A 23,211-nucleotide genomic window follows, 5' to 3' on the forward strand; every position below is an offset into this window, starting at 1 on the left:
CAAGGAGTTGCTTCATGAATCGCAGCCTGACCGTTATCGCCGTTGCCATTGTCGTCCTTGCAGGCGGCGGGGCCTGGTACGTGCAGAGCAAACTGCCCGTACGCCAGGGGCAGGTGGCGCTTGCAGCGTTGCAGGGGCCGGTCACGGTGCGTTATGACGAGCGCGGTGTGCCGCATATTCGTGCAGGCAACCAGGCGGATATGTACCGGGCCCTGGGCTACGTTCAGGCACAAGACCGGCTGTTTCAGATGGAGATCATGCGCCGCCTCGCCCGGGGCGAACTGGCCGAGGTGCTGGGCCCCAAGCTGGTCGATACCGACAAGCTGTTTCGCAGCCTGCGCATCCGTGAGCGGGCTGCGAGTTACTTGACTGAGCTGGATCACCAGTCCCCGTCATTTCTGGCCTTGCAGGCGTACCTGGACGGGATCAATCAATACCAGGCCAACAACCCCAAACCCGTGGAGTTCGACCTGCTGGGCATCGCCCCCCGGCCCTTTACCGGCGAAGATACCATCAGTGTCGCCGGCTACATGGCTTACAGCTTTGCCGCCGGCTTTCGTACCGAACCGCTGCTGACCTATATACGTGACCAACTGGGCAGCGATTACCTGAAAATCTTCGACCTCGACTGGCAGCCCCAGGGCGTATTGTCTCCTGCACTGGCGGCCAGCGACTGGGAAACCCTGGGGGCGCTGGCCCAACTGAGCGATCAGGCCCTGAGCCAGGCGGGCTTGCCGCAGTTTGAAGGCAGCAACGCCTGGGTGGTGTCAGGCAAACGCACACAAAGTGGCAAGCCACTGCTGGCGGGTGACCCGCATATCCGTTTTGCGGCACCGTCTGTGTGGTACGAAGCGCAGCTGTCGGCACCGGATTTCGACCTGTATGGCTACCATCAGGCGCTGGTGCCGTTCGCTTTTCTGGGCAACAACCCCGATTTTGGCTGGAGCCTGACCATGTTCCAGAACGACGATCTGGACCTGATCGCCGAGAAGACCAACCCCGATAACCCCAATCAGGTCTGGTATCACGGCCAATGGGTCGACATGACCCGCAGCGAACAGCAGATTGCCGTCAAGGGCGAGGCGCCGGTGACCCTCACTCTGCGCCAGTCGCCCCACGGGCCGATTATCAATGACGTGTTGGGCGCTACCGCGGGCAACACGCCGATTGCCATGTGGTGGGGCTTCCTGGAGAGCAAGAACCCGATCCTCGAAGGCTTCTACCAGCTCAACCGTGCTGACAGCCTGAGCAAGGCGCGTACCGCTGCGACCTATATTCAGGCGCCCGGTCTGAATCTGGTGTGGGCAAACGCCAAAGGTGATATCGGCTGGTGGGCAGCGGCGCAACTGCCCAAGCGCCCGGCCGGAGTCAATCCGGCGTTTATCCTCGACGGCGGCACAGCACAGGCCGACAAAGACGGTTTTTACCCGTTCAGCGCCAACCCCCAGGAAGAAAATCCGGCGCGGGGTTATATCGTGTCAGCCAACTTCCAGCCATTGTCGCCTGTCGGCATCGAGATCCCCGGTTATTACAACCTGGCCGATCGCGGCCAGCAGCTTGATCGTCAGCTCAGCGATGCCAGCGTGAGGTGGAACCTGAAAAACAGCCAGGCCTTGCAGTTGGGGACTGCCACGGGCTACGCGCAGCGTGTGCTCAAGCCCCTGTTGCCGGTGCTGCGCGAAGTGGTCACGGACCCGGGCGAACGCAAACTGGTGGAGCAACTGGCACAGTGGAAGGGCGATTATCCGCTGGACTCAACTGCGGCGACCTTGTTCAACCAGTTTTTGTACAGCCTCACAGAGGCCACCATGCGCGACAAACTGGGCGACAGTTTTTTTGATGCCATGCTGACTACGCGTGTGATCGATGCTGCCTTGCCGCGCCTTGCGGCCAGCCCGGATTCACTGTGGTGGGACAACCGCAGCACCGCGCGCACAGAAACCCGCGCCGATACGGTCAAGGTGGCGTGGCAGGCCAGCATCGCCCATTTGAAGGCCACCCTGGGTGACGACCCCGGGCAATGGCGCTGGGGCGTGGCCCACACCCTGACCCATGAACACCCGCTGGGGCGGCAAAAGCCCCTGGACTGGCTGCTCAACGTCGGCCCCTTCGCCGCCCCCGGCGGCCACGAAGTGCCCAACAACCTCAGCGCCAAACTGGGCAATGCCCCGTGGCCAGTGAGCTACGGCCCGTCTACCCGGCGCCTGATCGACTTTGCCGAGCCGTCCCACGGGCTGACCATCAACCCGGTCGGGCAAAGTGGCGTGCCGTTCGACAAGCACTACCGCGACCAGGCCGAGTCCTACATCGAGGGTGATTACGACAAACCGCATATGGACGAAAACGAAATCCAGCTCAATACCCGCAGCACCTTGCGGCTGGTGCCAGCGGGGTAAGGCCGATGTGGGAGCGGGCTTGCTCGCGACTGGATCGTCGCGGTCTTGCAGCGCCACCGCGCTGTCCGCATCGCGAGCAAGCCCGCTCCCACAGGGGTTGGGTCAGCGTTGAAAAAACTCGCGGGGCAGGGGCTCAAGCCACCGCATAATTGAGCACGATCCCCACAAAAATCGCCAACCCTGCCCAGTGGTTGTGCAGGAAGGCCTTGAAGCAGCGCTGCGGATCACGGTCGCGGGTGTACCAGAATTCCCACACAAAACAGCCCGCCGCCGCCAGCAGGCCAAGGTGGAACCAGCCGCCCAGCTCAAAGTGCGACCCTGCCAGCAGCAGGCAACCCAGGGCCAGACCCTGCAGGCTGAGGATGATCACGCGGTCGGCATCGCCAAACAGGATGGCGGTGGATTTAACCCCGATCTTGAGATCATCTTCGCGGTCGGTCATGGCGTAGTAGGTGTCGTAGGCCACTGTCCACAGCAGGTTGGCGATGTACAGCAGCCAGGCCGCAGCCGGCAGGCTGCCGGTCTCGGCCGTAAAGGCCATCGGTATGCCCCACGAGAACGCTGCGCCCAGCACCACTTGCGGGTAGTAGGTGTAGCGCTTCATGAACGGGTAAGTGGCCGCCAGTGCCAGCGCGCCAAATGAAAGCCAGATGGTCGGAGCATTGGTGCACAGCACCAGCAGGAAGCTGACCCCCATCAACAGCGCAAAGAACACCAGGGCTTCTTTGCTGCTGATTTTGCCACTGGCCATAGGCCGTTGTTCTGTTCGTTTGACATGACCATCCACCTTGCGGTCGGCAAAGTCGTTGATTACGCAGCCGGCAGCACGGGTCAATACCACGCCTAAGACAAAAATCAGCAGGTTACCCAGCGAGGGTACGCCTTTGGCGGCCACCCACAATGCCCACAAGGTCGGCCACAGCAGCAGGTAGATGCCGATGGGCTTGTCCATGCGGGTCAGCTGGATAAAGTCCCAGGCACGGGGGTTGAAACGGTTGAGTGATTTGAGCAGGCGCGTGTACATCAATTGTTCTCCGACCGGGCACCGAGGGCGGCCCACAGTTTGGGTAAAAACACTTCGGCCACCAGCACGCTCAGTTTGCCACGCACAAAGCGCGAGCGGCGTGCCCACAGGTGATCGACCTGATCAGCCTGCGGCAACCAGTTACGCGGGTAGTGGCACACCTGCAGGGCTCCGCGCTCAAAGGCCTGGTCGCTGAACAGCAACTCCCCCAGCGAGCGGTTGCCCAGTTCGTCCATGTTCAGGCCACCCTCTTGCAGTGAGCTTTTACCCGCGACACTGCGTGCAAACACCCAAGGCTCACCGTGCCCACGCAAATACACTTCGCGCACCCAGCCCTGAACGCCTTCAGGCAGGTCCAGCGCAGCGCATTCATCCGGGCGCAGTACTTGCCAACCTTCATAAAGTGGAAGCACGCTGAAGGCATTATCTGAAATTGCAGTGAGACGCCGAGTCAGAGAGCCCTCGTCAAATAGCCAGTCCAGGGTCTGTGTGTCAGGCAGCGCAGGAAGTTGGCCTTGTTCAAGCCAGACAGGGGGGATAAGCGGAGAAGTTATGTGCGGCACGGTGGGTCATAATTGGCAGCCATTGAGGTCGGCGAGCTTATCACGCGGATCCTCGAATGAGCGTCCAAGGGACTTTTGCCCGTATTGGTGCTTGCATCTGCGGGTGGTCATCAGTACAAAACGCCCTGAATTTGACGAGTAACACGGCGCCTGTTGATAAGTCCGTGGCCTTGTCCAAGCCTGAACCTTTAGGAAATACCCAGATGAAGAAGTGGCAATGCATTGTATGTGGACTGATTTATAACGAAGCCGACGGCTGGCCGGATGATGGCATCGCCCCCGGTACCCTGTGGCAGGACGTACCTGAAGACTGGCTGTGCCCGGATTGTGGCGTCGGTAAAATGGATTTCGAGATGATTGAAATCAACTGATCAACCCTTTTAAAACCTGATTCAACTTCTGGAGATTGGCATGAACGCACCTGTCGTGATCGTTGGCACCGGGCTGGCCGGCTATAACCTGGCCCGTGAGTTTCGCAAGCTGGACAGCGAAACCCCGCTGCTGTTGATCACCTCCGATGACGGGCGCTCTTACTCCAAGCCAATGCTGTCTACCGGCTTTGGCAAAAACAAAGAGGCTGACGGCCTGAGCATGGCCACGCCCGAGGCGATGGCCGAGCAGCTCAAGGCCCAGGTGCGTATCCATACCCGCATCAGCGGTATCGACCCGGGCCACAAGCAATTGTGGATCGGTGAAGAGGCGGTGCCCTATCGTGACCTGGTGCTGGCCTGGGGTGCGCAAACGGTGCAGGTCCCGGTGGAGGGCGACGCCCAGGATGCGATCTTCCCGATCAATGACCTGGAAGACTACGCGCGTTTTCGCGCAGCTGCCGCAGGTAAACGCCGCGTCCTGATCCTGGGCGCCGGGCTGATCGGCTGCGAATTTGCCAACGATCTGATCGCAGGCGGTTATGAGGTCGATCTGGTCGCGCCCTGCGAGCAAGTGATGCCAACCCTTTTACACCCCGCTGCTGCAGCGGCGGTGCAGGCTGGCCTCGAAAGCCTGGGCGCACGCTTTCATCTGGGCCCGGTGTTGACCCGCCTGCAACGTACCGACAGCGGCCTCGAGGCGCATTTGTCGGATGGCAGTGTCGTTCCGTGCGATGTGGTGGTGTCCGCCATCGGTTTGCGCCCTCGCATTGATATGGCCGCCGCTGCGGGGATCAAGGTCAATCGCGGGGTTGAGGTGGATCGTCAGCTTAAAACCTCTCACTCCCATATCTACGCGCTGGGCGATTGTGCCGAGGTCGACGGCCTTAACCTGCTGTATGTGATGCCGTTGATGAGTTGCGCCCGGGCGCTGGCGCAAACCCTGGCAGGCAACCCGACCGCGGTCAGTTACGGAGCCATGCCCATTACGGTGAAAACCCCGGTTTGCCCGCTGGTGGTGTCACCTGTGCCGCGTGGCTACGAGGGTGTGTGGACCGTGGAAGGTCAGGGCGCCGATATCAAGGCGCTGTGCCGCGACGCAGACGGCAAGTTGCTCGGTTATGCGCTGACGGGTGAGGCTGTTCGAGAAAAACTCGCGCTAAACAAAGAGCTGCCTGCACTTTTGGCGTAAAAGCGGCTCATTCTGTCGCATATGCCATTGCCTTGACTCAACAAAGCCTGTGCAGAGGCTGGCGCCGACCTTGGTCGCGTGCCATTCTCACACGGGTCTGCCGCAGTTTAGAGCCTGCGGCGCCTTGGGCGCTGTTCCGTAGAGAGCAGCACGGACATAACAACAAAAAACCGTCAATGAGGCTTCATCATGCGTAAACCCGATCTCGCCGCAGCTATCGCTGAAAAGGCTGACCTAACCAAAGAACAAGCCAACCGCGTTCTCAATGCGGTGCTGGAAGAAATCACCCAGGCCCTGCATCGCAAGGACAGCGTTACGCTGGTCGGCTTTGGCACCTTTATCCAGCGCCACCGCGGTGCCCGTACGGGGCAAAACCCGCAAACCGGCCAGCCGGTCACCATCAAGGCCAGCAACACGGTGGCGTTCAAACCGGGCAAATTTCTCAAGGACAGCGTGAATCCTTAAGGCACGGGCTACATGAAGAATGGGCAAGCTGGCCTTGCCAGCGGCCCGTTCTTGAGAAACCACGGGGCGATTGTGCGGCCATAAGTGGCAAAACCTAGCCCATCTACGCCTAACTCTGCAGAAATATGGCGTTCTTCGCTCAAATCGTTACACTGCGCCGGCCATTTTTTATTTCCCCGAGGCCGCGTACATGAAATTTCGTTTTCTGCTCTGGATGCTGGGCTTTTTGATGGGCAAAGCCAGCCGCAACAATCCTGCTTTCCAGCAACAATTGGTGGACAAGGATCTGGTGTTCCAGCTGCAAACCCTCGACGGCAAAGTGGCCCGTCATTTCAAGGTCAAAGACCAGCGCATCACCAGCCACGGCGGCCTGTACCCCGAGCCGGCGTTTGCCATCGCCTTTAAAGATGCCGCCTACGGCTTCGCTACGCTGCAGGCGAAGAACAAGCAGCTGGCGTTCATGACAGGGATTCAGGACAAGTCGATTCAGATCAAGGGCAACCCGGCGCTGGTGATCTGGTTCCAGGGCCTGACCAAGTACCTCAAGCCGCGTAAAAAGGCCAAGGCTTAAGATCAAGAGCCCCTCACCCTAGCCCTCTCCCAGAGGGAGAGGGAACTGACCGCGCGCGATTTCAAGAACACCGACAATCAGCGCCTTTCCCTCCGGGAGAGGGTTGGGGTGAGGGGCTTGTGCTTTTAGCTATTCAAGCCTGACCGAACTGCGCTGCCATCTCGCGCAGCAACACTTCAGCCTCCAATACTTTGCCCACCACCGCCTCAGCCTTTTCTCGTGGCACGCCAAGACGCTCGAACAACGCATCCGGCAACGGCGCACACGCACCGTGACCGACTCCGCGGCTGCGCAGCAAGCCCAGCGCCACACACACCAGGTTCGGATACTGCGCATCCACCCCCACATAAGCCGGGTCGTGTTGATAGCGTACGGCAATCGCCAGCTCATCCGGCATCCCCCAAAAGCGCATCAGCCAGGCGCCCATCTGTTCACGGCTGATACCCAACAGGTGCTGCTCGATCAGGCTGTGGCTGACATGGGGGTTTACCTCAAGATGCCGGCAGATCAGCGAAAAATGCGGCGGAAACACATGGGCCAGCAGCAGGTAACCAAAATTGTGCAGCAACCCGCCCAGGTAAGTCATGCCGACTTCGGGGCGCTGCTCCCGGGGCATGGCCCGGGTCAGCCCTTCAATCACCGCCGCGGTGTAGATCGACTGCTGCCAGTAAGGAGTGCTCGATTGCGGATGGTCCTTGGGCAGGCTCAGGGTTTTGCCCAGCGACAGGCTGAGTGCCAGGTTGATCACCAGATCAACCCCCAGCACGCGCACAATGGCGTCTTCGACCGAGCGAATCTTGCTCTGCGAGGCGTAAAACGATGACGAGGCCCAGCTCATGACCTGCGCCGCCAGCGCTGGGTCAGTTTCCACCACGCTGGTGATTTCATCGATGGTCACGTCAGGGTCGGAGCGCAGCCGCATGATTCTGCGCACGCTCTCGGACAGCGGTGGCAGTTCGATGGTGGCCTCCAGCCGCTGCTGGATGCGCCGCGCCGTGAAGGCCTGCACTGCCCGGGTGATGGCCTCGCCATCGTCCCCGCCGAGATCAGGTGTGATGGCGCCCAAAGGCTCGCCAAAACGGCCGGCGCTGGCGTTTTTGAGCAGGGGCTTGAAGTCTTGCTGGGCAATCTCCAGCCACAGGCCCGGTTCACCCGTGCTGATTAGCAGCGAGGGTTGTTGCAGCAAGTGTTCTTCGTACAGGCAGGGCGAGTTGACCAGCGCCGGCAAGCCTGGCAGCTGGCTCAGGCCATGCTTGTCCAGCAAGACCTGCAGGCGCTCCGGCGCAACGGCGGTCATGCGCCGCCCGGTCAAGTCGGCCAGACGGTTCAGGTCAAGTAAATGATTCTGGGTGAACAGCACCAGCAGGGGACCGATCGAATCGTCGAGCAGTACGGCGTGCACCTTGCGCGCAGGGTCGAGCCCCGGGTGATCCGGGACTTTGCGATAGGCAACAGCCAGGTCACCGAGCAAGCGCCCGATAACGGACGGCGTGCTCGCAGCAACAAGGGCACTGGCAACTTCAGTCATGGTCTGCATCCGTTCTGTACAACTTGATTTTGATTAGCTCTTGATCGGCCGCCGGGCCATTTACTGAATGGTCTTTTACACCTGACCATATTGCTGACCGTGGCGCAGCCAGCGATCAAGCAGGGGGCTGACATGGCTCGGCCAGCGTTCGATCAACGCCTGGGCGGCCTCGCGCACGGCGGGCAGCAGGTCGGCATCGCGCATCAGGTCGGCGACCTTGAATTGCAGAAGACCGGTCTGGCGGGTGCCGAGCATTTCGCCGGGGCCGCGCAGTTCGAGGTCTTTTTCGGCGATCACAAAGCCATCGTTGGTCTCGCGCATGATGCCCAGGCGCTGACGGCCGATTTGTGACAGCGGCGGGTGATACAGCAGCACGCAGTGGCTGACGGCACTGCCCCGGCCCACGCGACCGCGCAACTGGTGCAGCTGGGACAGGCCGAGGCGCTCGGGGTTTTCAATGATCATCAAGCTTGAGTTGGGCACGTCGACGCCCACCTCAATCACCGTGGTGGCCACGAGCAATTGCAGCTCGCCAGCCTTGAAGCGCGCCATGACTTCGGCTTTTTCAGCGGGCTTCATTCGCCCGTGAATCAACCCGACGCGCAGCTCACCCAAGGCGCTGGAGAGGTCTTCAAAGGTGGTTTCGGCAGCCTGGCAGGTCATTTCTTCAGACTCTTCGATCAGGGTGCAAACCCAATACGCCTGGCGCCCTTCAGCGCAGGCGGCGCGCACCCGCTCGATCACTTCGAGACGCCGCGTATCGACCACCAGCACCGTATTGACCGGAGTACGGCCCGGCGGCAGCTCGTCGAGGATCGAGGTGTCGAGGTCGGCATAGGCGCTCATGGCCAGGGTGCGCGGGATCGGCGTGGCAGTCATGATCAGCTGGTGCGGGCACATCACCCCGCCCACGCCCTTGTTGCGCAGGGCCAGACGTTGCTGCACGCCAAAGCGGTGCTGTTCGTCGATGATCACCAGCGCCAGGTTTTTGAACTGCACGTTGTCCTGGAACAGAGCATGGGTACCGACCACCATCGGTACGCCGCTGGCGATTTGCTCCAGCGCACTGACCCGGGCCTTGCCCTTGAGCTTGCCGGCCAGCCACGCCACTTCAAGGCCCAAAGGCTCGAGCCAGCGCTTGAAGTTGATGAAGTGCTGCTCGGCGAGGATTTCCGTGGGGGCCATCAGGGCAACCTGATAACCCGCCTCAAGTGCTTGTAACGCTGCCATGGCCGCAACCACGGTCTTGCCGGAGCCCACGTCGCCCTGAATCAGGCGCAACATGGGTTCGGGCTGACTGAGGTCGTAGGCAATCTCGTTGCCAACCCGGGTCTGCGCGCCCGTCGGCGGGAAACCCAGATTGGCGAGGAACTGCACTGGCAGTTTTTTCGCCTTGGGCAACGCCGGGGCTTGTTGTGAACGCAGGCTCTCGCGCAGTCGCTGTTGCGACAGCTGGTGAGTCAGCAGCTCCTCAAAGGCCAGGCGGTGCTGGGCCCAGTGATGGCCCAGGGCGAGTTCTTCAACATCAGCATTGGCAGGCGGCTGATGCAGATAGCGAATGGCTTCATCCAGCGGGGCCAGTTGATAGTCCTTGGCCAGCTCCGGCGGCAACCAGTCGGGCAGGCTGCGCGGGCCGAGCATGGCCAGGCTTTGCTGGCTGAGCTGACGCAGGCGCTGTTGGGTCAGGCCTTCGGTGGTGGGGTAGATGGGCGTCAGCGTGGTGTCGACAGGTGGCGGTTCGTCGCCGGTAATGGCGCGGTATTCGGGATGGTAGATCTCCAGTCCCGAAGCGCCGGGGCGGGCTTCGCCATAGCAGCGCACTTCGGTGCCACGTTTGAGGCTTTCCTTCTGCGCATTGCTGAAGTGGTAGAAGCGCAGACTCAGGCCGCCGGTGCCATCGTTGATGCGCACCAGCAAGCTGCGGCGCTTGCCCATGACCACGTCGGCGCCAATGACCCGGCCCTCGACAACGGCATCCTGACCGGGGCGCAAAGCGCCAATCGGGACAACGCGGGTGCGGTCCTGATAGCGCAACGGCAAATGGAACAGCACGTCCTGGACGTTTTCCAGTCCGACCTTGGCCAATTTTTCGGCCATGGCCTCACCGACGCCCTTGAGCGCGGTGACCGACACTTTCGACAACTCGGTCATTGCAGTGGCACTTAGGTCGCGGCAGGCGGCTTGGCCACCGAGCACAGGCGGATCGAGTCTGCGAGGATTTCAATCGCCTTTGGCCGCGGGAAGCTGGCGCGCCAGGCGATGGCAACGGTGCGGAACGGTACCGGCGGGGTCAGCGGACGCACAGCCAGGATGCCCGGGGCATAGTGATGACTGTCGACAGCCGACAACGGCAGGATCGAGATACCCAGGCCGGAAGCGACCATGTGGCGGATGGTTTCCAGCGAGCTGGATTCGACCGTGGTGTGCATGGCGCCATCATTGCCTTTGGCCACAGTCGGGCAGGCTTCCAGCACCTGATCGCGGAAGCAGTGACCTTCGCCCAGCAACAGCAGGCTCTTGTCGTTGAGCAGGCTGGCGTCGATGGTGTCTTTTTTGGTCCACGGGTGCTCGCTGGGCATGAGCACGTAAAACGGCTCGTCATACAGCGGCATGGTCAGCACGTCGGCTTCCTGGAACGGCAGGGCGATGATGATTGCATCCAGCTCGCCGTTGCGCAGTTTGTCGCGCAGCACATGGGTGAAGTTTTCTTCGATATACAACGGCATCTGCGGGGCAACCCGGTGCAGTTGCGGGATCAGATGCGGGAACAGGTACGGACCCACGGTATAGATCGCGCCTACTTTAAGCGGAGCGGTCAGCTGGTTCTTGCCGGCCTGAGCCAGTTCGCGAATGCCCTGGGCCTGCTCCAGCACCTTTTGCGCCTGGGCCACGATGGCTTCGCCCACGGGGGTTACACGCACGGCACTTTTGCTGCGCTCGAAAATCAGCACACCGAGTTCGTCTTCCAGTTTTTTCACACCCACCGACAGGGTCGGTTGGCTGACATGGCAGCGCTCGGCGGCGTGGCCGAAGTGCTGCTCTTGGGCGAGGGTAACGATGTAGCGTAATTCTGTAAGCGTCATAGCGTGCGTCCCTGTGGTTGCGGGCCAAGCATAGCGGCTGCAATCGATAGACGCACGTTATCAGACATTACCCTCAGAGCTACAGTAGCCAATCAAGGTATGACTGGTTTTTTATCCAGAGCGCAGATGCACAAAGGGCACCCTGAGGTGCCCTTTGTGGTGTTAGCGCCGACGTTTATCGATGGAATAAACGAAGGGTGCCACGATCTCGATGCTGCCATTGGTCAGCATTTCAGGCGGCGGCTTGGGCAAGGGTTGTGCCCGGCGAATCATTTCCAGGGTGGCCCGGTCCAGATCGGCGTTGCCAGAGCGCCCTACCAGTTCGTAGGACAGTACCTTGCCTTCGGCGTCTACCACGAAGCGCAGACGGTTCAAGCCTTCCTTGCCACGGGATTGCGCAGCAGGCGGGTACTTTTTGTACTTGCCCAGGTGACTGAGCAAAGTGCCTTCCCAACTGGCCTTGGCCGCCAGTTGTTGCGCCGACGGCCCCGGTGCCGGTGCAGCGGATTTCTCGCTGGTATTTTTGGTCGGCGTTGCGTCGCTCGGTTTCTCTTCTGAAGGTTTCTCTTTGACCGGGTCCGGTTTTTCCACAGGCTTGGGCGGTTGAGGCTTTTGCTTGGGCTTGACCGGTTTGGGTACAGAAATCTTCGGTTTGGGCGCTTCGGCCAGCTTGGGTATCGGCAACTCTTCCACTGGCGCCGGGGGTTGTGGCGGTGTCACCACTTTGGGCGGCGCAGGCGGCGGTGGTGCTGGCAACGGCGCCAGGTCAACCATCATCGCTTGCGGCGGAAGTTCGATAGCGCGCGGGTTGGACCATTGCAGGGCCAGAATCACGGCCACTGCATGGATGGCCAACACCGCGGCCAGGCTGATTGCGTAACGCGTCATCTTTTGGCGCGCTATGGTCATTTCTTGGCTGCCGTCTCAAGTCCGACCAGACCCACCTTCAAATAACCCGCTGCGCGCAAAGCATCCATCACGCTCATCAGGTCACCGTAGTCCACGCCCTTGTCGGCCTGGAAGAAGATCGTCGTGTCTTTGTTGTTGTGGGTCCTGGCATCCAGGGTCGGGCCCAGGGCTTCAACCGTGACCGGCTCTTCGCCCAGGTAAAGGCGCTGATCAGCCTTGACGCTGAGGAACACCGGTTTCTCAGGGCGAGGCGCCGGTTTGGCGCTGGAAGCAGGCAAGTCAACCTTGATATCCACAGTGGCCAGCGGTGCTGCCACCATAAAGATGATCAGCAGTACCAGCATCACGTCAATAAAGGGGGTGACGTTGATTTCATGGTTTTCGGCGAGATCGTCATCGCCTTCTTTTAAATGCAGGCCCATGGCCGATTACCCCACTTTCACCATGTGCGGTTGCGAGCTGCGCTCGGGCGGCAGGTGATCGAGGTCACGGCTAACCAACAGCAACACTTCAGCAGACGCATCCGCCACCTGGGCCTTGTAGCCGGTGATGGAGCGGGCGAAGACGTTGTAAATCACTACCGCAGGGATCGCTGCGACCAGACCCAGTGCCGTGGCCAGCAGGGCTTCGGCAATACCCGGCGCAACAACTGCCAGGTTGGTGGTCTGGGTTTTGGCGATGCCGATAAAGCTGTTCATGATGCCCCATACGGTACCGAACAGACCGACGAACGGTGCTGTGGAACCGATGGTGGCGAGTACGCCAGTGCCGCTGCTCATGTTGCGACCGCACGCTGCAACCAGACGCTCAAGACGGAAGCTTACACGCTCCTTGATGCCTTCTTTTTCACGGCTGTTGGCCGACAGGCGCATTTCTTCAAGGGCGTCCTGCACCAGCAAGTGGGCCAGGGTGCCTTCTTTGCCAGCCGTCTCGCTGGCTTCTTTCAAGGTGCGAGCTTTTTTCAGTTGGGCAATTTCACTGCGCAGACGACGCTTGGCACCCAGGACTTCAAAGCCTTTGGCAATCCAGATCGTCCAGGTGATGATCGAAGCAATAGCCAGGCCGATCATTACGATTTTGACGATGATGTCTGCGTTTTTGTACATGCCCCAAGGCGACAGGTCATGGGCCATGCCCAGGCTGTTGTCTTCTTCTGCGACTATTTGCGGCGCGTTATCGGCTGGCGCAGCAGCGCCTTCAACCAGTGTAGGATCAGTCGTACCCGGTGCAGCAACAGGTGCCGGGGCAGCTGCTTCAGTGGCCGCGTGCACGGCCGGGGCAGCAGGCTCGTCGGCAAATGCCGCAACAGGTGCCAACATCAAGCTGAACATCAGCGCCGCCACCCCACGCCAGACGCGTGCAGGGCTCGAAGGCTGGGTTGGCGAAGCGGTGGGATGATTGCGTGTCATGCTAGCCGGACCTGAGAAAAGTAATGAGGTAATGCCCTACAACGCGTTGTAAGACCAAGGGCAAAATGATGGGTTATTATTGCAAGTAATTCTTGTTAACAAAAGCAATAGCATCTGTTTTTTTCGGAAGTCACGACTTTGGTCGTGCCAAATTACGTCTTTTTGTAACTTTTCATTAGGATTTTTGCGATGCCCAAAGCCTCTGTATTGATCGTCGGATGCGGTGATGTCGGCAGCCGTCTGGCGACTCAACTGCTCGACCAGGATTGGCAGGTCTACGGCCTGCGCCGCTCCATTGACCGTTTACCCACGGGCGTTATCGGTGTGGAGGGCGATTTGTTCAGCGAGCAATGCCCGACGCAATGGCCAACCGGGCAAATTGACTACGTGGTGTACAGCGCGGCGGCGACCGAGCATGACGAAGCGGGCTATCAGGCGGCATATGTAGACGGCCTGAAAAACACCCTGAGTTGGCTGGAGCAGCATGGTCAGCGACCCAAGCGTCTGCTGTTTGTATCCAGCAGTGGCGTTTACGCCCAGAAAGACGGGGAGTGGATCGACGAAACATCGCCCGCCCTGAGCACCAACTACTCTGGCCGGATCATCCTGGATGCCGAGCGGGTGGCGCTGGAGAGTGGCATCGCTGCCAGCGCGGTACGCCTGACCGGGATCTACGGGCCGGGTCGTGAATGGCTGCTGGGGCAAGTGCGCAAAGGTTATCGCGTGGCGGTTGAGCCGCCGCTGTATGGCAACCGTATCCATGCCGATGATGCTGCGGGGCTGCTGGCCTTTCTTCTGGAGGCTGATCGTCAGGGCAAGGTGCTGGATGACTGCTATATAGGTGTGGATAACGCACCGGCGCCACTGGCAGAAGTGGTGGACTGGTTGCGCGAGCGGTTGGGCATTACCGAATGGGCCGCCGAAGCGAGCGTGCGCCGCGCAGGCAGCAAGCGCTGCAGCAATGCCCGCGCCAAGGCGCTGGGCTGGGAGCCGCGCTATTCGAATTATCGCGAGGGCTATGCTGCGATTTTGGGGGAGCAGGCCTGAGAGTTATCTTGTGGGAGCGGGCGTTTGGTTGGCTTACAGCTTCTCCAGCGCCCACTCACGCTTGCCCGGGTAGAACTGGGGCATTTCGTCGGGCGCTGAGACGTCCACCGCCTCGAAGATTTCAAGTGTGCGGCCTTTGCGCACAAAAATATGCGCTGCGCCCATTTCCCCCTGCTGAAGCCAGAGGCTGTCCAAACCGCCGCTCATAGTGGCGCAGTCACCTCCCAGGCACAGCTCATAGCCATTGATGCCAGGCAATCCACTGACTTGCCCCTTGGGCGAGAATGTCACCTTGGCACCCTGACCTGCACCACTCAGTACGCGCCATTCGCCCCCAAGATAGGCTGACTTGAGTGCCTGCTCAAAATGCACCGATTTGAACAAGTCTGCATTTGTGCCCCGGGAAACTTCACCGACATCACTTTGAGCTGGACGTACGAACGCCTGCCGCGGAAAGAACTCAGTCGCTGCCTGTATTAATTCAGAGCCTTCGAGCTTCAGGTCAGTATTTTCACCGCCATAGAAATTGACCTTCCACGACGCGCTGCCATCAGGCACCAGCGTACCCTCGTCCCGCTCAAAGCTGCTTCGCCAGGTGGCCTTGGCGTTTTTGGCGTCGATGCTCCATTCCAGGGTTGGCCCTGACGACGACAAGGCGTCAAGCAGGCCGCCACCCTTGGCCGCTTCATCTATTGCTGCCTGATTTATCCAGATGCCACTGATATCACGGGGGGCGGGTTCGCTGGCACAACCACCCAAAACAATGGAGAGCAGTGACAACACTAGCGCTTTGCGCATGGTGGAATCCTTTTGAAGCCGGGAAGAGCGGGGGGGTGGCGCAGCATGAAGACGCTGCGCCGAGGGCGTTACTCAATAACCAGAATAGCGTCCATTTCTACCTGCGAGCCCTTTGGCAGTGCAGCAACGCCAATGGCGGCGCGGGCCGGATAGGGTTGTTCGAAGTAGGTGCCCATGATCTCGTTGACCTTGGCGAAGTGGCTCAGGTCAGTCAGGAAGATGTTCAGCTTGACGATGTCCTTGAACGAACCGCCTGCGGCTTCAGCGACCGACTTCAGGTTTTCGAAAACCTGGATGGTCTGGGCTTCAAAGCCTTCAACCAGTTCCATGGTTTTTGGGTCCAGCGGGATTTGACCGGACATGTAGACAGTATTGCCAGCTTTGATCGCCTGAGAATAAGTACCGATTGCAGCAGGTGCCTTGTCGCTGGTGATAACAGTCTTGGACATGGGTGACTCCTTGTAATTAGATGGCTACGCACGCATGCGAGTGATGCGGATAACCCCGGTAAGGGCGCGCAGTTTTTTGATCACGCGGGCCAGGTGTACACGGTCGTGTACGCTGACCACCAGTTGGACCACGCTGATGCGACCATCGCGTTCGTCCATGCTGATCTTTTCGATATTGCCGTCGGCAGCGTTGACGCTGCTGGCCAGCAGCGCAATCAGGCCGCGCTGGTGTTCCAGTTCGACGCGCAATTCAACGTTGAACTCGCCGGTAACGTCCTTGGCCCACGACAGCTGAATGCACTTTTCGGGGTTGTGGCGGATTTCACTGATATTGCGGCAGTTGTCCAGGTGCACGACCATGCCTTTGCCTGCGGACAAATGGCCAACGATCGGATCCCCCGGGATCGGCGTACAGCATTTGGCGTAGCTGAGCACCAGGCCTTCGGTGCCGCGAATCGCCAGCGGGCCTTCCGGGCTCGGCAATGCTTCGCCTTCGCCCAGCAGGCGTCGGGCCACTACATAGGCCATGCGATTGCCGAGGCCGATATCTTCCAGCAGGTCTTCGATCTGCTCCAGGCGGTACTCCTGGAGCATGGCCTGAACGCGCTCGGCCGGGATCTTGTCCAGCGCGCTGTTGAAGCCGTTAAGCACCTTGTTGAGCAGGCGTTCGCCCAGGTTGACCGACTCGGAACGACGTTGCAGCTTGAGCGCATGGCGAATATGGGTACGCGCCTTGCCGGTGACCACAAAGTTAAGCCAGGCCGGGTTGGGTCGGGCGCCGGGAGCGCTGACGATCTCGACCGTGGAGCCGCTTTGCAGCGGCTCGGACAGCGGTGCGAGACGCCGGTTGATGCGACAGGCGATGCAGCTATTGCCCACATCGGTGTGCACCGCGTAGGCAAAGTCGACGGCCGTGGAGCCTTTGGGCAGCTCCATGATCCGTCCTTTGGGCGTAAACACGTAGACCTCGTCCGGGAACAGGTCGATCTTCACGCTTTCGATAAATTCGAGGGAGTTGCCGGCGCGTTGCTGCATTTCCAGCACGCCCTTGACCCATTGCCGCGCCCGGGCGTGGGTGCCCGTGTGCTGCTCGTCGCCACTGGACTTGTAAAGCCAGTGGGCGGCGATGCCGTTGTTGGCCATTTCTTCCATTTCACGGGTACGGATCTGGATCTCGATCGGTACGCCATGCATGCCAAACAGCGTGGTATGCAACGACTGGTAGCCGTTGGCCTTGGGAATGGCGATGTAGTCCTTGAACCGGCCCGGCAGGGGCTTGTACAAATTATGTACAGCGCCCAGCACGCGGTAGCAGGTGTCGACCTTGTCGACGATGATCCGGAATGCGTAAACATCCATGATCTCGTTAAAGGCCCGGCGTTTGCCGCGCATCTTCTTGTAGATGCCGTAGATATGCTTTTGACGACCGCTGACTTCGCCCTGAATGCCATCGATGGCCAGGCAGTGGCTGAGCGATTCTTCAATTTTGTTGACGATTTCCTTGCGATTGCCCCGGGCGCGTTTGACCGCCTGATAAATGCGCGCGGAGCGCATCGGGTACATCGCCTTGAAACCGAGGTCTTCGAATTCGATACGAATGCTGTGCATGCCCAGCCGATTGGCGATGGGTGCGTAGATTTCCAGGGTTTCCTTGGCAATCCGTCGGCGTTTTTCGCCGGACAGCACTTCGAGGGTGCGCATGTTGTGCAGACGGTCAGCCAGCTTCACCAGGATCACGCGGATATCGCGTGCCATGGCCATGGCCATCTTCTGGAAGTTTTCAGCCTGGGCTTCGGCCTTGGTTTCGAAGTTCATCTGAGTCAGCTTGCTGACTCCATCGACCAGGTCGGCCACGGTTTCGCCGAACTGCGCTACCAGCGCTTCCTTGGCAATACCGGTGTCTTCAATCACGTCATGCAGCATGGCCGCCATCAGGCTCTGATGGTCCATATGCATGTCGGCAAGGATATTTGCCACTGCCAGCGGGTGCGTGACATAAGGCTCGCCGCTGCGTCGGCGTTGGCCGTCGTGGGCTTGTTCTGCGTAGAAGTACGCCCGGCGGACCAGATTGACCTGGTCCGGGCCGAGGTACGCCGACAAGCGATCGGCGAGGGCGTCTATGCTCGGCATGAGGAAACCTCCTGCCAAAACTTTTTACCCTTCGCCGTGCTACGTCGACCGGGCATAGGCTTAGTTCGCCTCGTTGGACTCGTCCTCGAACGCTGCGAACAGCGGTTCGTCTTCGACGATTTCAGCGTTGGCGATAAACTCGTAGCTCATCAGGCCTTCTGCGATTTCGCGCAGGGCAACAACGGTAGGCTTGTCGTTTTCCCACTGCACCAGAGGCTCTTTACCGCCGGTGGCCAGTTGACGGGCACGCTTGGTAGAGAGCATGACCAGCTCAAAGCGGTTATCCACGTGTTCTAGACAGTCTTCAACGGTTACGCGGGCCATGGTCTTCCTCGTAGCAAATGCAATATGCGCGCTGCCCGGATGGGCGAGCGGACTGAACAGTTTAAAAAATCACCAGCCATTAGGGAAGCGCTGATTTTTCCGTCACTGCTCCTAAAACCTCTGTAAGCGCCAATGTAAAGCCCTTACAGGGGTTTTGGGAAGTGTTCATTAACCGAGCAGTTCGGCCAGTAATTTGCCAAAACGCTGTTGCTGGCGTTTTTGCTGAAGGCGATTGGCACGGAAAATGGCCTTCAAGTCTTCAAGTGCCAGGGCAAAATCGTCGTTGATGATCAGGTAGTCATAGTCCACATAGTGGCTCATTTCACTCACGGCTTCGCGCATGCGTGCGTCAATGATTTCGTCGCTGTCCTGGCCGCGGTTGTCCAGACGCTGACGCAAGGCTTCCTGGCTTGGCGGCAGGATAAAGATCGAGCGCGCCTGCGGCATCAGCTTGCGCACCTGCTCTGCACCTTGCCAGTCGATTTCCAGAATCAGGTCGTGGCCTTCATCCAGGGTCTGCTGCAGGTGGCTTTGCGAAGTGCCGTAAAGGTTGCCGAACACTTCGGCACGTTCCAGGAAGTCACCGTGCTCAATCATTTTCACGAACTCTTCGCGCTCGACAAAATGATAGTTCACGCCATTCACTTCACCTGGGCGCATGGCACGGGTGGTGTGCGAGACCGATACCCGGATCTGCGGCTCAACGTCGATCAATGCCTTGACCAGGCTGGTCTTGCCTGCGCCCGAAGGAGCAGAAACGATATAAAGGGTGCCAGTGCTGTGGGTCATGTCAGGGTGTGCCTTACTCAATATTCTGTACTTGTTCACGCATCTGCTCGATCAACACCTTGAGGTTGACCGCCGCTTGGGTACTGCGTGGATCGAATGCCTTGGAGCCCAGGGTATTGGCCTCGCGATTCAGTTCTTGCATCAGGAAGTCCAGGCGTCGCCCGGCAGCACCCCCCGACTTGAGTACGCGGCGTACTTCAAGAATATGGGTGCTCAGGCGGTCCAGCTCTTCGGCCACGTCGCTTTTTTGCGCGAGCAGAACCATTTCCTGTTCAAGGCGCTGGGGGTCAAGCTCGGCCTTCATGTCGGCAAAGCGATCGAGGACCTTTTGACGCTGGGTGGCGAGCATTTGCGGTACCAGCTCGCGCAGCGTTTCGACATCGCTTTCGATGGCGGTCAAGCGATCGCTGATCAGGCGGGCCAGTTCCGCGCCTTCGCGCTCACGGCCGTTTTTCAGTTCTTGCAGGCCTTGCTTGAACAGCGCCAGGGCCTGGGTGTTCAAGGCTTGCGGGTCGCTGGCATCGGCTACCAGAACACCGGGCCAGGCCAGGACTTCCAGCGGGTTGAGCGCGGCAGGCTGCTTGATCAGGCTGGCGATGGTCTCGGCGGCGGCCACCAGCTGGGCGGCACGCTCGCGGTCAACCTGCAGCGGCTTGCCGGTGGTTTCTTCAGTGAAACGCAAAGTGCATTCCAGCTTGCCCCGGGAGATGCCCTGGCGCAGCGCTTCACGCACCGCGCCCTCGAGGTCACGGAAAGATTCAGGCAGACGCAGGTGCGGCTCCAGGTAGCGGCTGTTGACCGAACGCAGCTCCCAACTCAGGGTGCCCTGAGTGCCGGCGCTTTCGACGCGGGCAAAGGCGGTCATGCTGTGCACCATGGACGGTACCTCGCGATTGGATGAGTTAAGCCTGGCGGCAGGTTAGACGACAGATTGTAACGCAGTGCGGGCAACTGCCCCAAATGGCGTCGGTCGTAAATACATCCAATCTTCGTTCCCCGCCAGGGTTCACAGACGCGCCCTGCGCAGCCATGGCCTTTCCTTTATAATGCTCGGCAGTTTTCCGTCCCGTACAGGTATCCCACATGAAACGTCCAAGTGGTCGCGTTGCCGATCAGCTCCGCCCGATCCGCATCACCCGCAACTACACCAAACACGCAGAGGGTTCTGTACTGGTCGAGTTCGGTGACACCAAAGTCATCTGCACCGTCAGCGTCGAGAATGGCGTACCGCGGTTCCTCAAAGGCCAGGGCCAGGGCTGGCTGACTGCCGAATACGGCATGCTGCCACGCGCCACCGGCGACCGTAACCAGCGCGAAGCCAGCCGCGGCAAGCAAGGCGGGCGCACCCTGGAAATCCAGCGCCTGATCGGCCGCTCCCTGCGTGCTGCACTGGATATGTCCAAACTGGGCGATATCACTTTGTACGTCGACTGCGACGTAATCCAGGCTGACGGCGGCACCCGCACTGCCTCGATCACCGGCGCCATGGTTGCTCTGGTCGACGCCCTGAAGATCATCAAGAAGCGTGGCGGCCTCAAAGGCGGTGACCCGATCAAGCAGATGATCGCGGCGGTATCGGTGGGCATGTACCAGGGCGTACCGGTACTTGACCTGGACTATCCTGAAGATTCGGCAGCCGAAACCGACCTCAACGTGGTGATGACCAGCAGCGGCGGTTTCATCGAAGTTCAGGGCACCGCCGAAGGCGCACCGTTCCAGCCTGAAGAGCTGAACGCCATGCTGGCACTGGCACAAAAAGGCATGAATGAAATTTTTGCCCTGCAACAAGCGGCATTGGCCGACTAAATTGCCGGATTGACTGTCAAAGCCTTCAAACGACCAACCGGAGAACGTGATGAGTGAGCTGGATCTTTCAACACCCAAACCGGGCCGCGACGCCCGGAAATGGGCGATGTTCTGTCATTTTTCGGCGTTCCTCGGGATGTGGTTTCCGTTTGGCAGCCTGATCGGCCCGCTGATCCTGTGGCAGGTAAAGCGCGAGAGCGACCCGTTTATTGACGACCAGGGCAAGGAAGCACTGAACTTCCAGATCACCGTGGCGATTGCTTCGGCCATTTGCTATGTGCTGATGTTCGTGCTGATCGGCTTTGCGCTGCTGGGCCTGGTACTGATTGGCGCGGTAGTGCTGGTGGTGATTGCAGGGGTCAAGGCCAATGACGGGGTGGTGTACCGTTATCCCTTCACCTGGCGGCCGATCAAGTAACGTTTCAGTCAGCAACTCAGGCACCTTGTAGAAAAGCCCACCTCGGTGGGCTTTTCTACGCTTGCTGATTGCGGGAGCCAAAACAACAGGTGAGTGGACGTCAGTACGATGCTTTGTTTATCCAGGCATTCGTTTAACGACAACTACTTACTTATGCGCGCTAAATAAACCATGCCTTTAAGAGAGCCTCATTTTAAAGCGCACCGTTATTTATCGCGCCATGTTAGTGCAATGGCCATCTGTGAATACCGAATTTAAAGAAAGGCCAAGTGGCACTTGAAAATATGCTGTTGACTATTTGTTTTTACTCGTCTAGTTTTTATGTCGACTGCTTGATCAGTCTTCGCCACTATCTTTAAGGATAAAGATATTATGAAAACTGCCGTGATGAATTCTCAAAAAGGTGCTGCACCCCATTGCTCTGCCGGCAGTGGACACCGATAGAAGCTGAGATAGCGATCCAGTATTATAAAAACTTTTGTTTCTCAATAAAAATACCAGGCAATGTATCCCGTCCTGCCACCCGCGCTGGAAGTGGATGAAATCTGGCATCATCTTATCTTGGATATGCGAACTTATAGGGATGCCTGTTAGCCTATATTTGGGCATTACATGATAACCCTATGGGAACGTCGAGCGTGAAGTTGACCTATGAGCAAAATCTAAAGGAAAACTTATGGAATTTTATTGTCAGTCGACTCTTTCCATTTTTTGGCATTTCCATCGCTGCGGCGCTGCTCGCGCACAAGAATATTGCCGATCTTCCTGTGTTCGCCTATGTCCTGGCGATCTTTTCAGTTATATCTACCCTTTTCTACATGCCGCTGGCGGCCATTGGCAATATCGTTCATCATCAAAAAAATGCGCTCACTCCCCAGGCAATCTTTGAGAGCGGACTGTCGATAGCGGTTTTATTCGCTGCCATTGCGTTTGCCGCAGCCCTTGCCGTATTCGCTTACCTCCCCTCCATCCGTTTTTTGGACAGCCTTGACAGGGATAAACTTTTTTACCTGTCTCTTATTTATATTCCGGCCATCCCTTTGCTGGTAATCAATACCTTCACCCATCTTTTCCACGAAGCCTCTGGACACTCCTTGCCGTGTGCAACCGTAAAGAAGTGGTGCACGTGTGCAGGCTGCGCATTCCTGATGTTTTGTTTTGTTTTTTGCAGCAAGCACGACTTTGTTTTCTTGGCTGTTGGCTACTTCTTGATTGTCGAAACAGCCCTCTTCATCTCCCTGGCCTGCCTCTCTATGCGGCTCGGATACCGGCACATCCTCGTCAAGCCAAAAATACTGGCAGACGTCGTTTCAATGGGCTTTCCTATTGCCGCCGGGGTAGCGGGGCAAAAATTGTACTTTTACCTGCTTAACGGAAAACTGCTGTCGCTGAATGAAAGCCTGGTTGCCGATCTTTCGATCTGTATGTCTATTATCGGATTTCTCAGCATTCCGGTCATAGCGTTCGCTCAGCTTCATAGCGTCTATACCAGCCAGCATATCGTGGATGCGGACAAGATCTACCCGCGCGGACAACTAGCCGCCGCCGTGCTCATGGCCGTGATTGCAGGGGGTTTTTATGCGCTGGGAAGCGGTTTGTTTTTTATCTTTGGCGACCGCTCGCTGACGTTTACCAGTGAAGGATTTGTGGCGATATGCATGTCGGTATTGAGCTCGCTTTACTTCTCGCTCACGGCAAGCCACTTGCGGGCAATGCGAGACACCCTGATCCCTCAAGTACTGATCAATACCTTTATGCTTGCAGGGTTTATCCCGGTCATTTACCTGTATGACTTTAATAGCCCTTCAATCTATCTATTCATCGTACTGCAGGCTGTTGTCACTTTTATTGCCGCTGTGCTTTTGCAGTACCGGATACGCACCTTGCATAAACGAACGCCCAGTTTCGCCTGAAAGTGCCTCGGATACAAAAAAGGCCCCCG

Annotated in this window: 23 protein-coding genes; 9 read left to right on the top strand and 14 right to left on the bottom strand. The window is 58.8% G+C overall.

Translation table 11 applies throughout. The annotated features are described in order from the left end of the window. Nucleotides 1-14: 14 nt before the first annotated feature. Nucleotides 15-2,396 carry a penicillin acylase family protein gene (locus GHN92_RS06985; RefSeq protein ID WP_153379763.1) on the top strand — a complete coding sequence of 794 codons (2,382 nt, stop codon included), beginning with the start codon at nucleotides 15-17 and terminating at the stop codon, nucleotides 2,394-2,396. A 133-nt stretch (nucleotides 2,397-2,529) separates the two neighbouring features. On the opposite strand, the gene ubiA is transcribed toward GHN92_RS06985, so the two are convergent. Both ubiA and GHN92_RS06995 read right to left on the bottom strand, forming a co-directional pair. Further along, nucleotides 2,530-3,420 (bottom strand): 4-hydroxybenzoate octaprenyltransferase, encoded by an 891-nt coding sequence (gene ubiA, locus GHN92_RS06990; protein ID WP_095017874.1) that lies wholly within the window; start codon nucleotides 3,418-3,420, stop codon nucleotides 2,530-2,532. Further along, on the bottom strand, nucleotides 3,420-3,983 hold the full coding sequence (locus GHN92_RS06995; RefSeq protein ID WP_094999706.1) for a chorismate lyase: 564 nt from the start codon (nucleotides 3,981-3,983) through the stop codon (nucleotides 3,420-3,422). The genes ubiA and GHN92_RS06995 overlap by 1 nt, the downstream gene beginning before the upstream one ends. A 203-nt stretch (nucleotides 3,984-4,186) precedes the next feature. Here GHN92_RS06995 and GHN92_RS07000 point away from each other — a divergent pair, with 203 nt between their 5' ends. The 4 genes from GHN92_RS07000 to GHN92_RS07015 all read left to right on the top strand — a co-directional run bounded on the left by GHN92_RS07000 (nucleotide 4,187) and on the right by GHN92_RS07015 (nucleotide 6,579). Then, the gene (locus GHN92_RS07000; protein WP_003437744.1) at nucleotides 4,187-4,354 is read left to right on the top strand and encodes a rubredoxin; all 168 of its coding nucleotides are present in this window, start codon (nucleotides 4,187-4,189) and stop codon (nucleotides 4,352-4,354) included. 40 nt (nucleotides 4,355-4,394) lie between these two features. Further along, on the top strand, nucleotides 4,395-5,543 hold the full coding sequence (locus GHN92_RS07005) for an NAD(P)/FAD-dependent oxidoreductase (protein ID WP_094999707.1): 1,149 nt from the start codon (nucleotides 4,395-4,397) through the stop codon (nucleotides 5,541-5,543). Between the two features lie 189 nt (nucleotides 5,544-5,732). Then, the gene (locus tag GHN92_RS07010) at nucleotides 5,733-6,008 is read left to right on the top strand and encodes an HU family DNA-binding protein (RefSeq protein ID WP_016782719.1); all 276 of its coding nucleotides are present in this window, start codon (nucleotides 5,733-5,735) and stop codon (nucleotides 6,006-6,008) included. A gap of 190 nt (nucleotides 6,009-6,198) precedes the next feature. Further along, the gene (locus tag GHN92_RS07015) at nucleotides 6,199-6,579 is read left to right on the top strand and encodes a helicase (RefSeq protein ID WP_094999708.1); all 381 of its coding nucleotides are present in this window, start codon (nucleotides 6,199-6,201) and stop codon (nucleotides 6,577-6,579) included. Between the two features lie 133 nt (nucleotides 6,580-6,712). Here GHN92_RS07015 and GHN92_RS07020 read toward each other — a convergent pair whose 3' ends face one another. From GHN92_RS07020 to exbB, 6 genes are all read right to left on the bottom strand, one after another. Continuing rightward, on the bottom strand, nucleotides 6,713-8,107 hold the full coding sequence (locus GHN92_RS07020) for an aminoacyl-tRNA deacylase and HDOD domain-containing protein (RefSeq protein WP_169916456.1): 1,395 nt from the start codon (nucleotides 8,105-8,107) through the stop codon (nucleotides 6,713-6,715). A gap of 75 nt (nucleotides 8,108-8,182) precedes the next feature. Beyond that, nucleotides 8,183-10,258, bottom strand: coding sequence for an ATP-dependent DNA helicase RecG (recG, locus tag GHN92_RS07025; RefSeq protein WP_094999710.1), 2,076 nt, complete (start codon nucleotides 10,256-10,258; stop codon nucleotides 8,183-8,185). Nucleotides 10,259-10,269: 11 nt separating this feature from the next. Continuing rightward, on the bottom strand, nucleotides 10,270-11,190 hold the full coding sequence (locus GHN92_RS07030) for a hydrogen peroxide-inducible genes activator (RefSeq protein ID WP_094999711.1): 921 nt from the start codon (nucleotides 11,188-11,190) through the stop codon (nucleotides 10,270-10,272). 162 nt (nucleotides 11,191-11,352) lie between these two features. Beyond that, complete coding sequence (locus tag GHN92_RS07035; RefSeq protein ID WP_094999712.1) at nucleotides 11,353-12,099, bottom strand: energy transducer TonB; 747 nt, start codon at nucleotides 12,097-12,099, stop codon at nucleotides 11,353-11,355. Next, nucleotides 12,096-12,521: a TonB system transport protein ExbD gene (gene exbD, locus GHN92_RS07040; RefSeq protein WP_016782713.1), complete on the bottom strand. Its 426-nt coding sequence runs from the start codon at nucleotides 12,519-12,521 to the stop codon at nucleotides 12,096-12,098. Before exbD ends, GHN92_RS07035 begins: the two co-directional genes overlap by 4 nt. A 6-nt stretch (nucleotides 12,522-12,527) precedes the next feature. Further along, nucleotides 12,528-13,508: a tonB-system energizer ExbB gene (gene exbB, locus GHN92_RS07045; RefSeq protein WP_094999713.1), complete on the bottom strand. Its 981-nt coding sequence runs from the start codon at nucleotides 13,506-13,508 to the stop codon at nucleotides 12,528-12,530. Nucleotides 13,509-13,697: 189 nt separating this feature from the next. On the opposite strand from exbB, the gene GHN92_RS07050 reads away from it, so the two are divergent. Further along, on the top strand, nucleotides 13,698-14,555 hold the full coding sequence (locus tag GHN92_RS07050) for an NAD-dependent epimerase/dehydratase family protein (RefSeq protein WP_153379765.1): 858 nt from the start codon (nucleotides 13,698-13,700) through the stop codon (nucleotides 14,553-14,555). 33 nt (nucleotides 14,556-14,588) lie between these two features. Here the strand turns inward: GHN92_RS07050 and GHN92_RS07055 are convergent, their stop codons facing one another. The 6 genes from GHN92_RS07055 to GHN92_RS07080 form a co-directional block, all read right to left on the bottom strand. Then, entirely contained in the window at nucleotides 14,589-15,353 is a 765-nt protein-coding gene (locus GHN92_RS07055) for a hypothetical protein (RefSeq protein ID WP_095020515.1), read from the bottom strand. A 68-nt stretch (nucleotides 15,354-15,421) separates the two neighbouring features. Then, complete coding sequence (locus GHN92_RS07060) at nucleotides 15,422-15,802, bottom strand: RidA family protein (RefSeq protein ID WP_016782709.1); 381 nt, start codon at nucleotides 15,800-15,802, stop codon at nucleotides 15,422-15,424. A 24-nt stretch (nucleotides 15,803-15,826) separates the two neighbouring features. Next, nucleotides 15,827-17,932: a bifunctional GTP diphosphokinase/guanosine-3',5'-bis pyrophosphate 3'-pyrophosphohydrolase gene (gene spoT, locus GHN92_RS07065; protein WP_016782708.1), complete on the bottom strand. Its 2,106-nt coding sequence runs from the start codon at nucleotides 17,930-17,932 to the stop codon at nucleotides 15,827-15,829. Between the two features lie 60 nt (nucleotides 17,933-17,992). After that, entirely contained in the window at nucleotides 17,993-18,256 is a 264-nt protein-coding gene (gene rpoZ, locus GHN92_RS07070) for a DNA-directed RNA polymerase subunit omega (RefSeq protein ID WP_016782707.1), read from the bottom strand. Nucleotides 18,257-18,424: 168 nt separating this feature from the next. Further along, the gene (gmk, locus tag GHN92_RS07075; protein ID WP_016782706.1) at nucleotides 18,425-19,045 is read right to left on the bottom strand and encodes a guanylate kinase; all 621 of its coding nucleotides are present in this window, start codon (nucleotides 19,043-19,045) and stop codon (nucleotides 18,425-18,427) included. 13 nt (nucleotides 19,046-19,058) lie between these two features. Next, nucleotides 19,059-19,922: a YicC/YloC family endoribonuclease gene (locus GHN92_RS07080; RefSeq protein ID WP_095017870.1), complete on the bottom strand. Its 864-nt coding sequence runs from the start codon at nucleotides 19,920-19,922 to the stop codon at nucleotides 19,059-19,061. A gap of 206 nt (nucleotides 19,923-20,128) precedes the next feature. Here GHN92_RS07080 and rph point away from each other — a divergent pair, with 206 nt between their 5' ends. The 3 genes from rph to GHN92_RS07095 all read left to right on the top strand — a co-directional run bounded on the left by rph (nucleotide 20,129) and on the right by GHN92_RS07095 (nucleotide 23,182). Continuing rightward, nucleotides 20,129-20,851 (top strand): ribonuclease PH, encoded by a 723-nt coding sequence (gene rph / locus GHN92_RS07085; RefSeq protein WP_016782701.1) that lies wholly within the window; start codon nucleotides 20,129-20,131, stop codon nucleotides 20,849-20,851. A 49-nt stretch (nucleotides 20,852-20,900) separates the two neighbouring features. Next, entirely contained in the window at nucleotides 20,901-21,269 is a 369-nt protein-coding gene (locus tag GHN92_RS07090; RefSeq protein WP_094999718.1) for a DUF4870 domain-containing protein, read from the top strand. A 638-nt stretch (nucleotides 21,270-21,907) separates the two neighbouring features. Next, nucleotides 21,908-23,182, top strand: a complete 1,275-nt coding sequence (locus GHN92_RS07095) for a hypothetical protein (protein WP_130872188.1) — start codon at nucleotides 21,908-21,910, stop codon at nucleotides 23,180-23,182. Nucleotides 23,183-23,211: the final 29 nt, after the last annotated feature.

It is taken from the genome of Pseudomonas sp. FSL R10-2964 (assembly GCF_009600035.1).
GTDB lineage: Bacteria > Pseudomonadota > Gammaproteobacteria > Pseudomonadales > Pseudomonadaceae > Aquipseudomonas > Aquipseudomonas bubulae.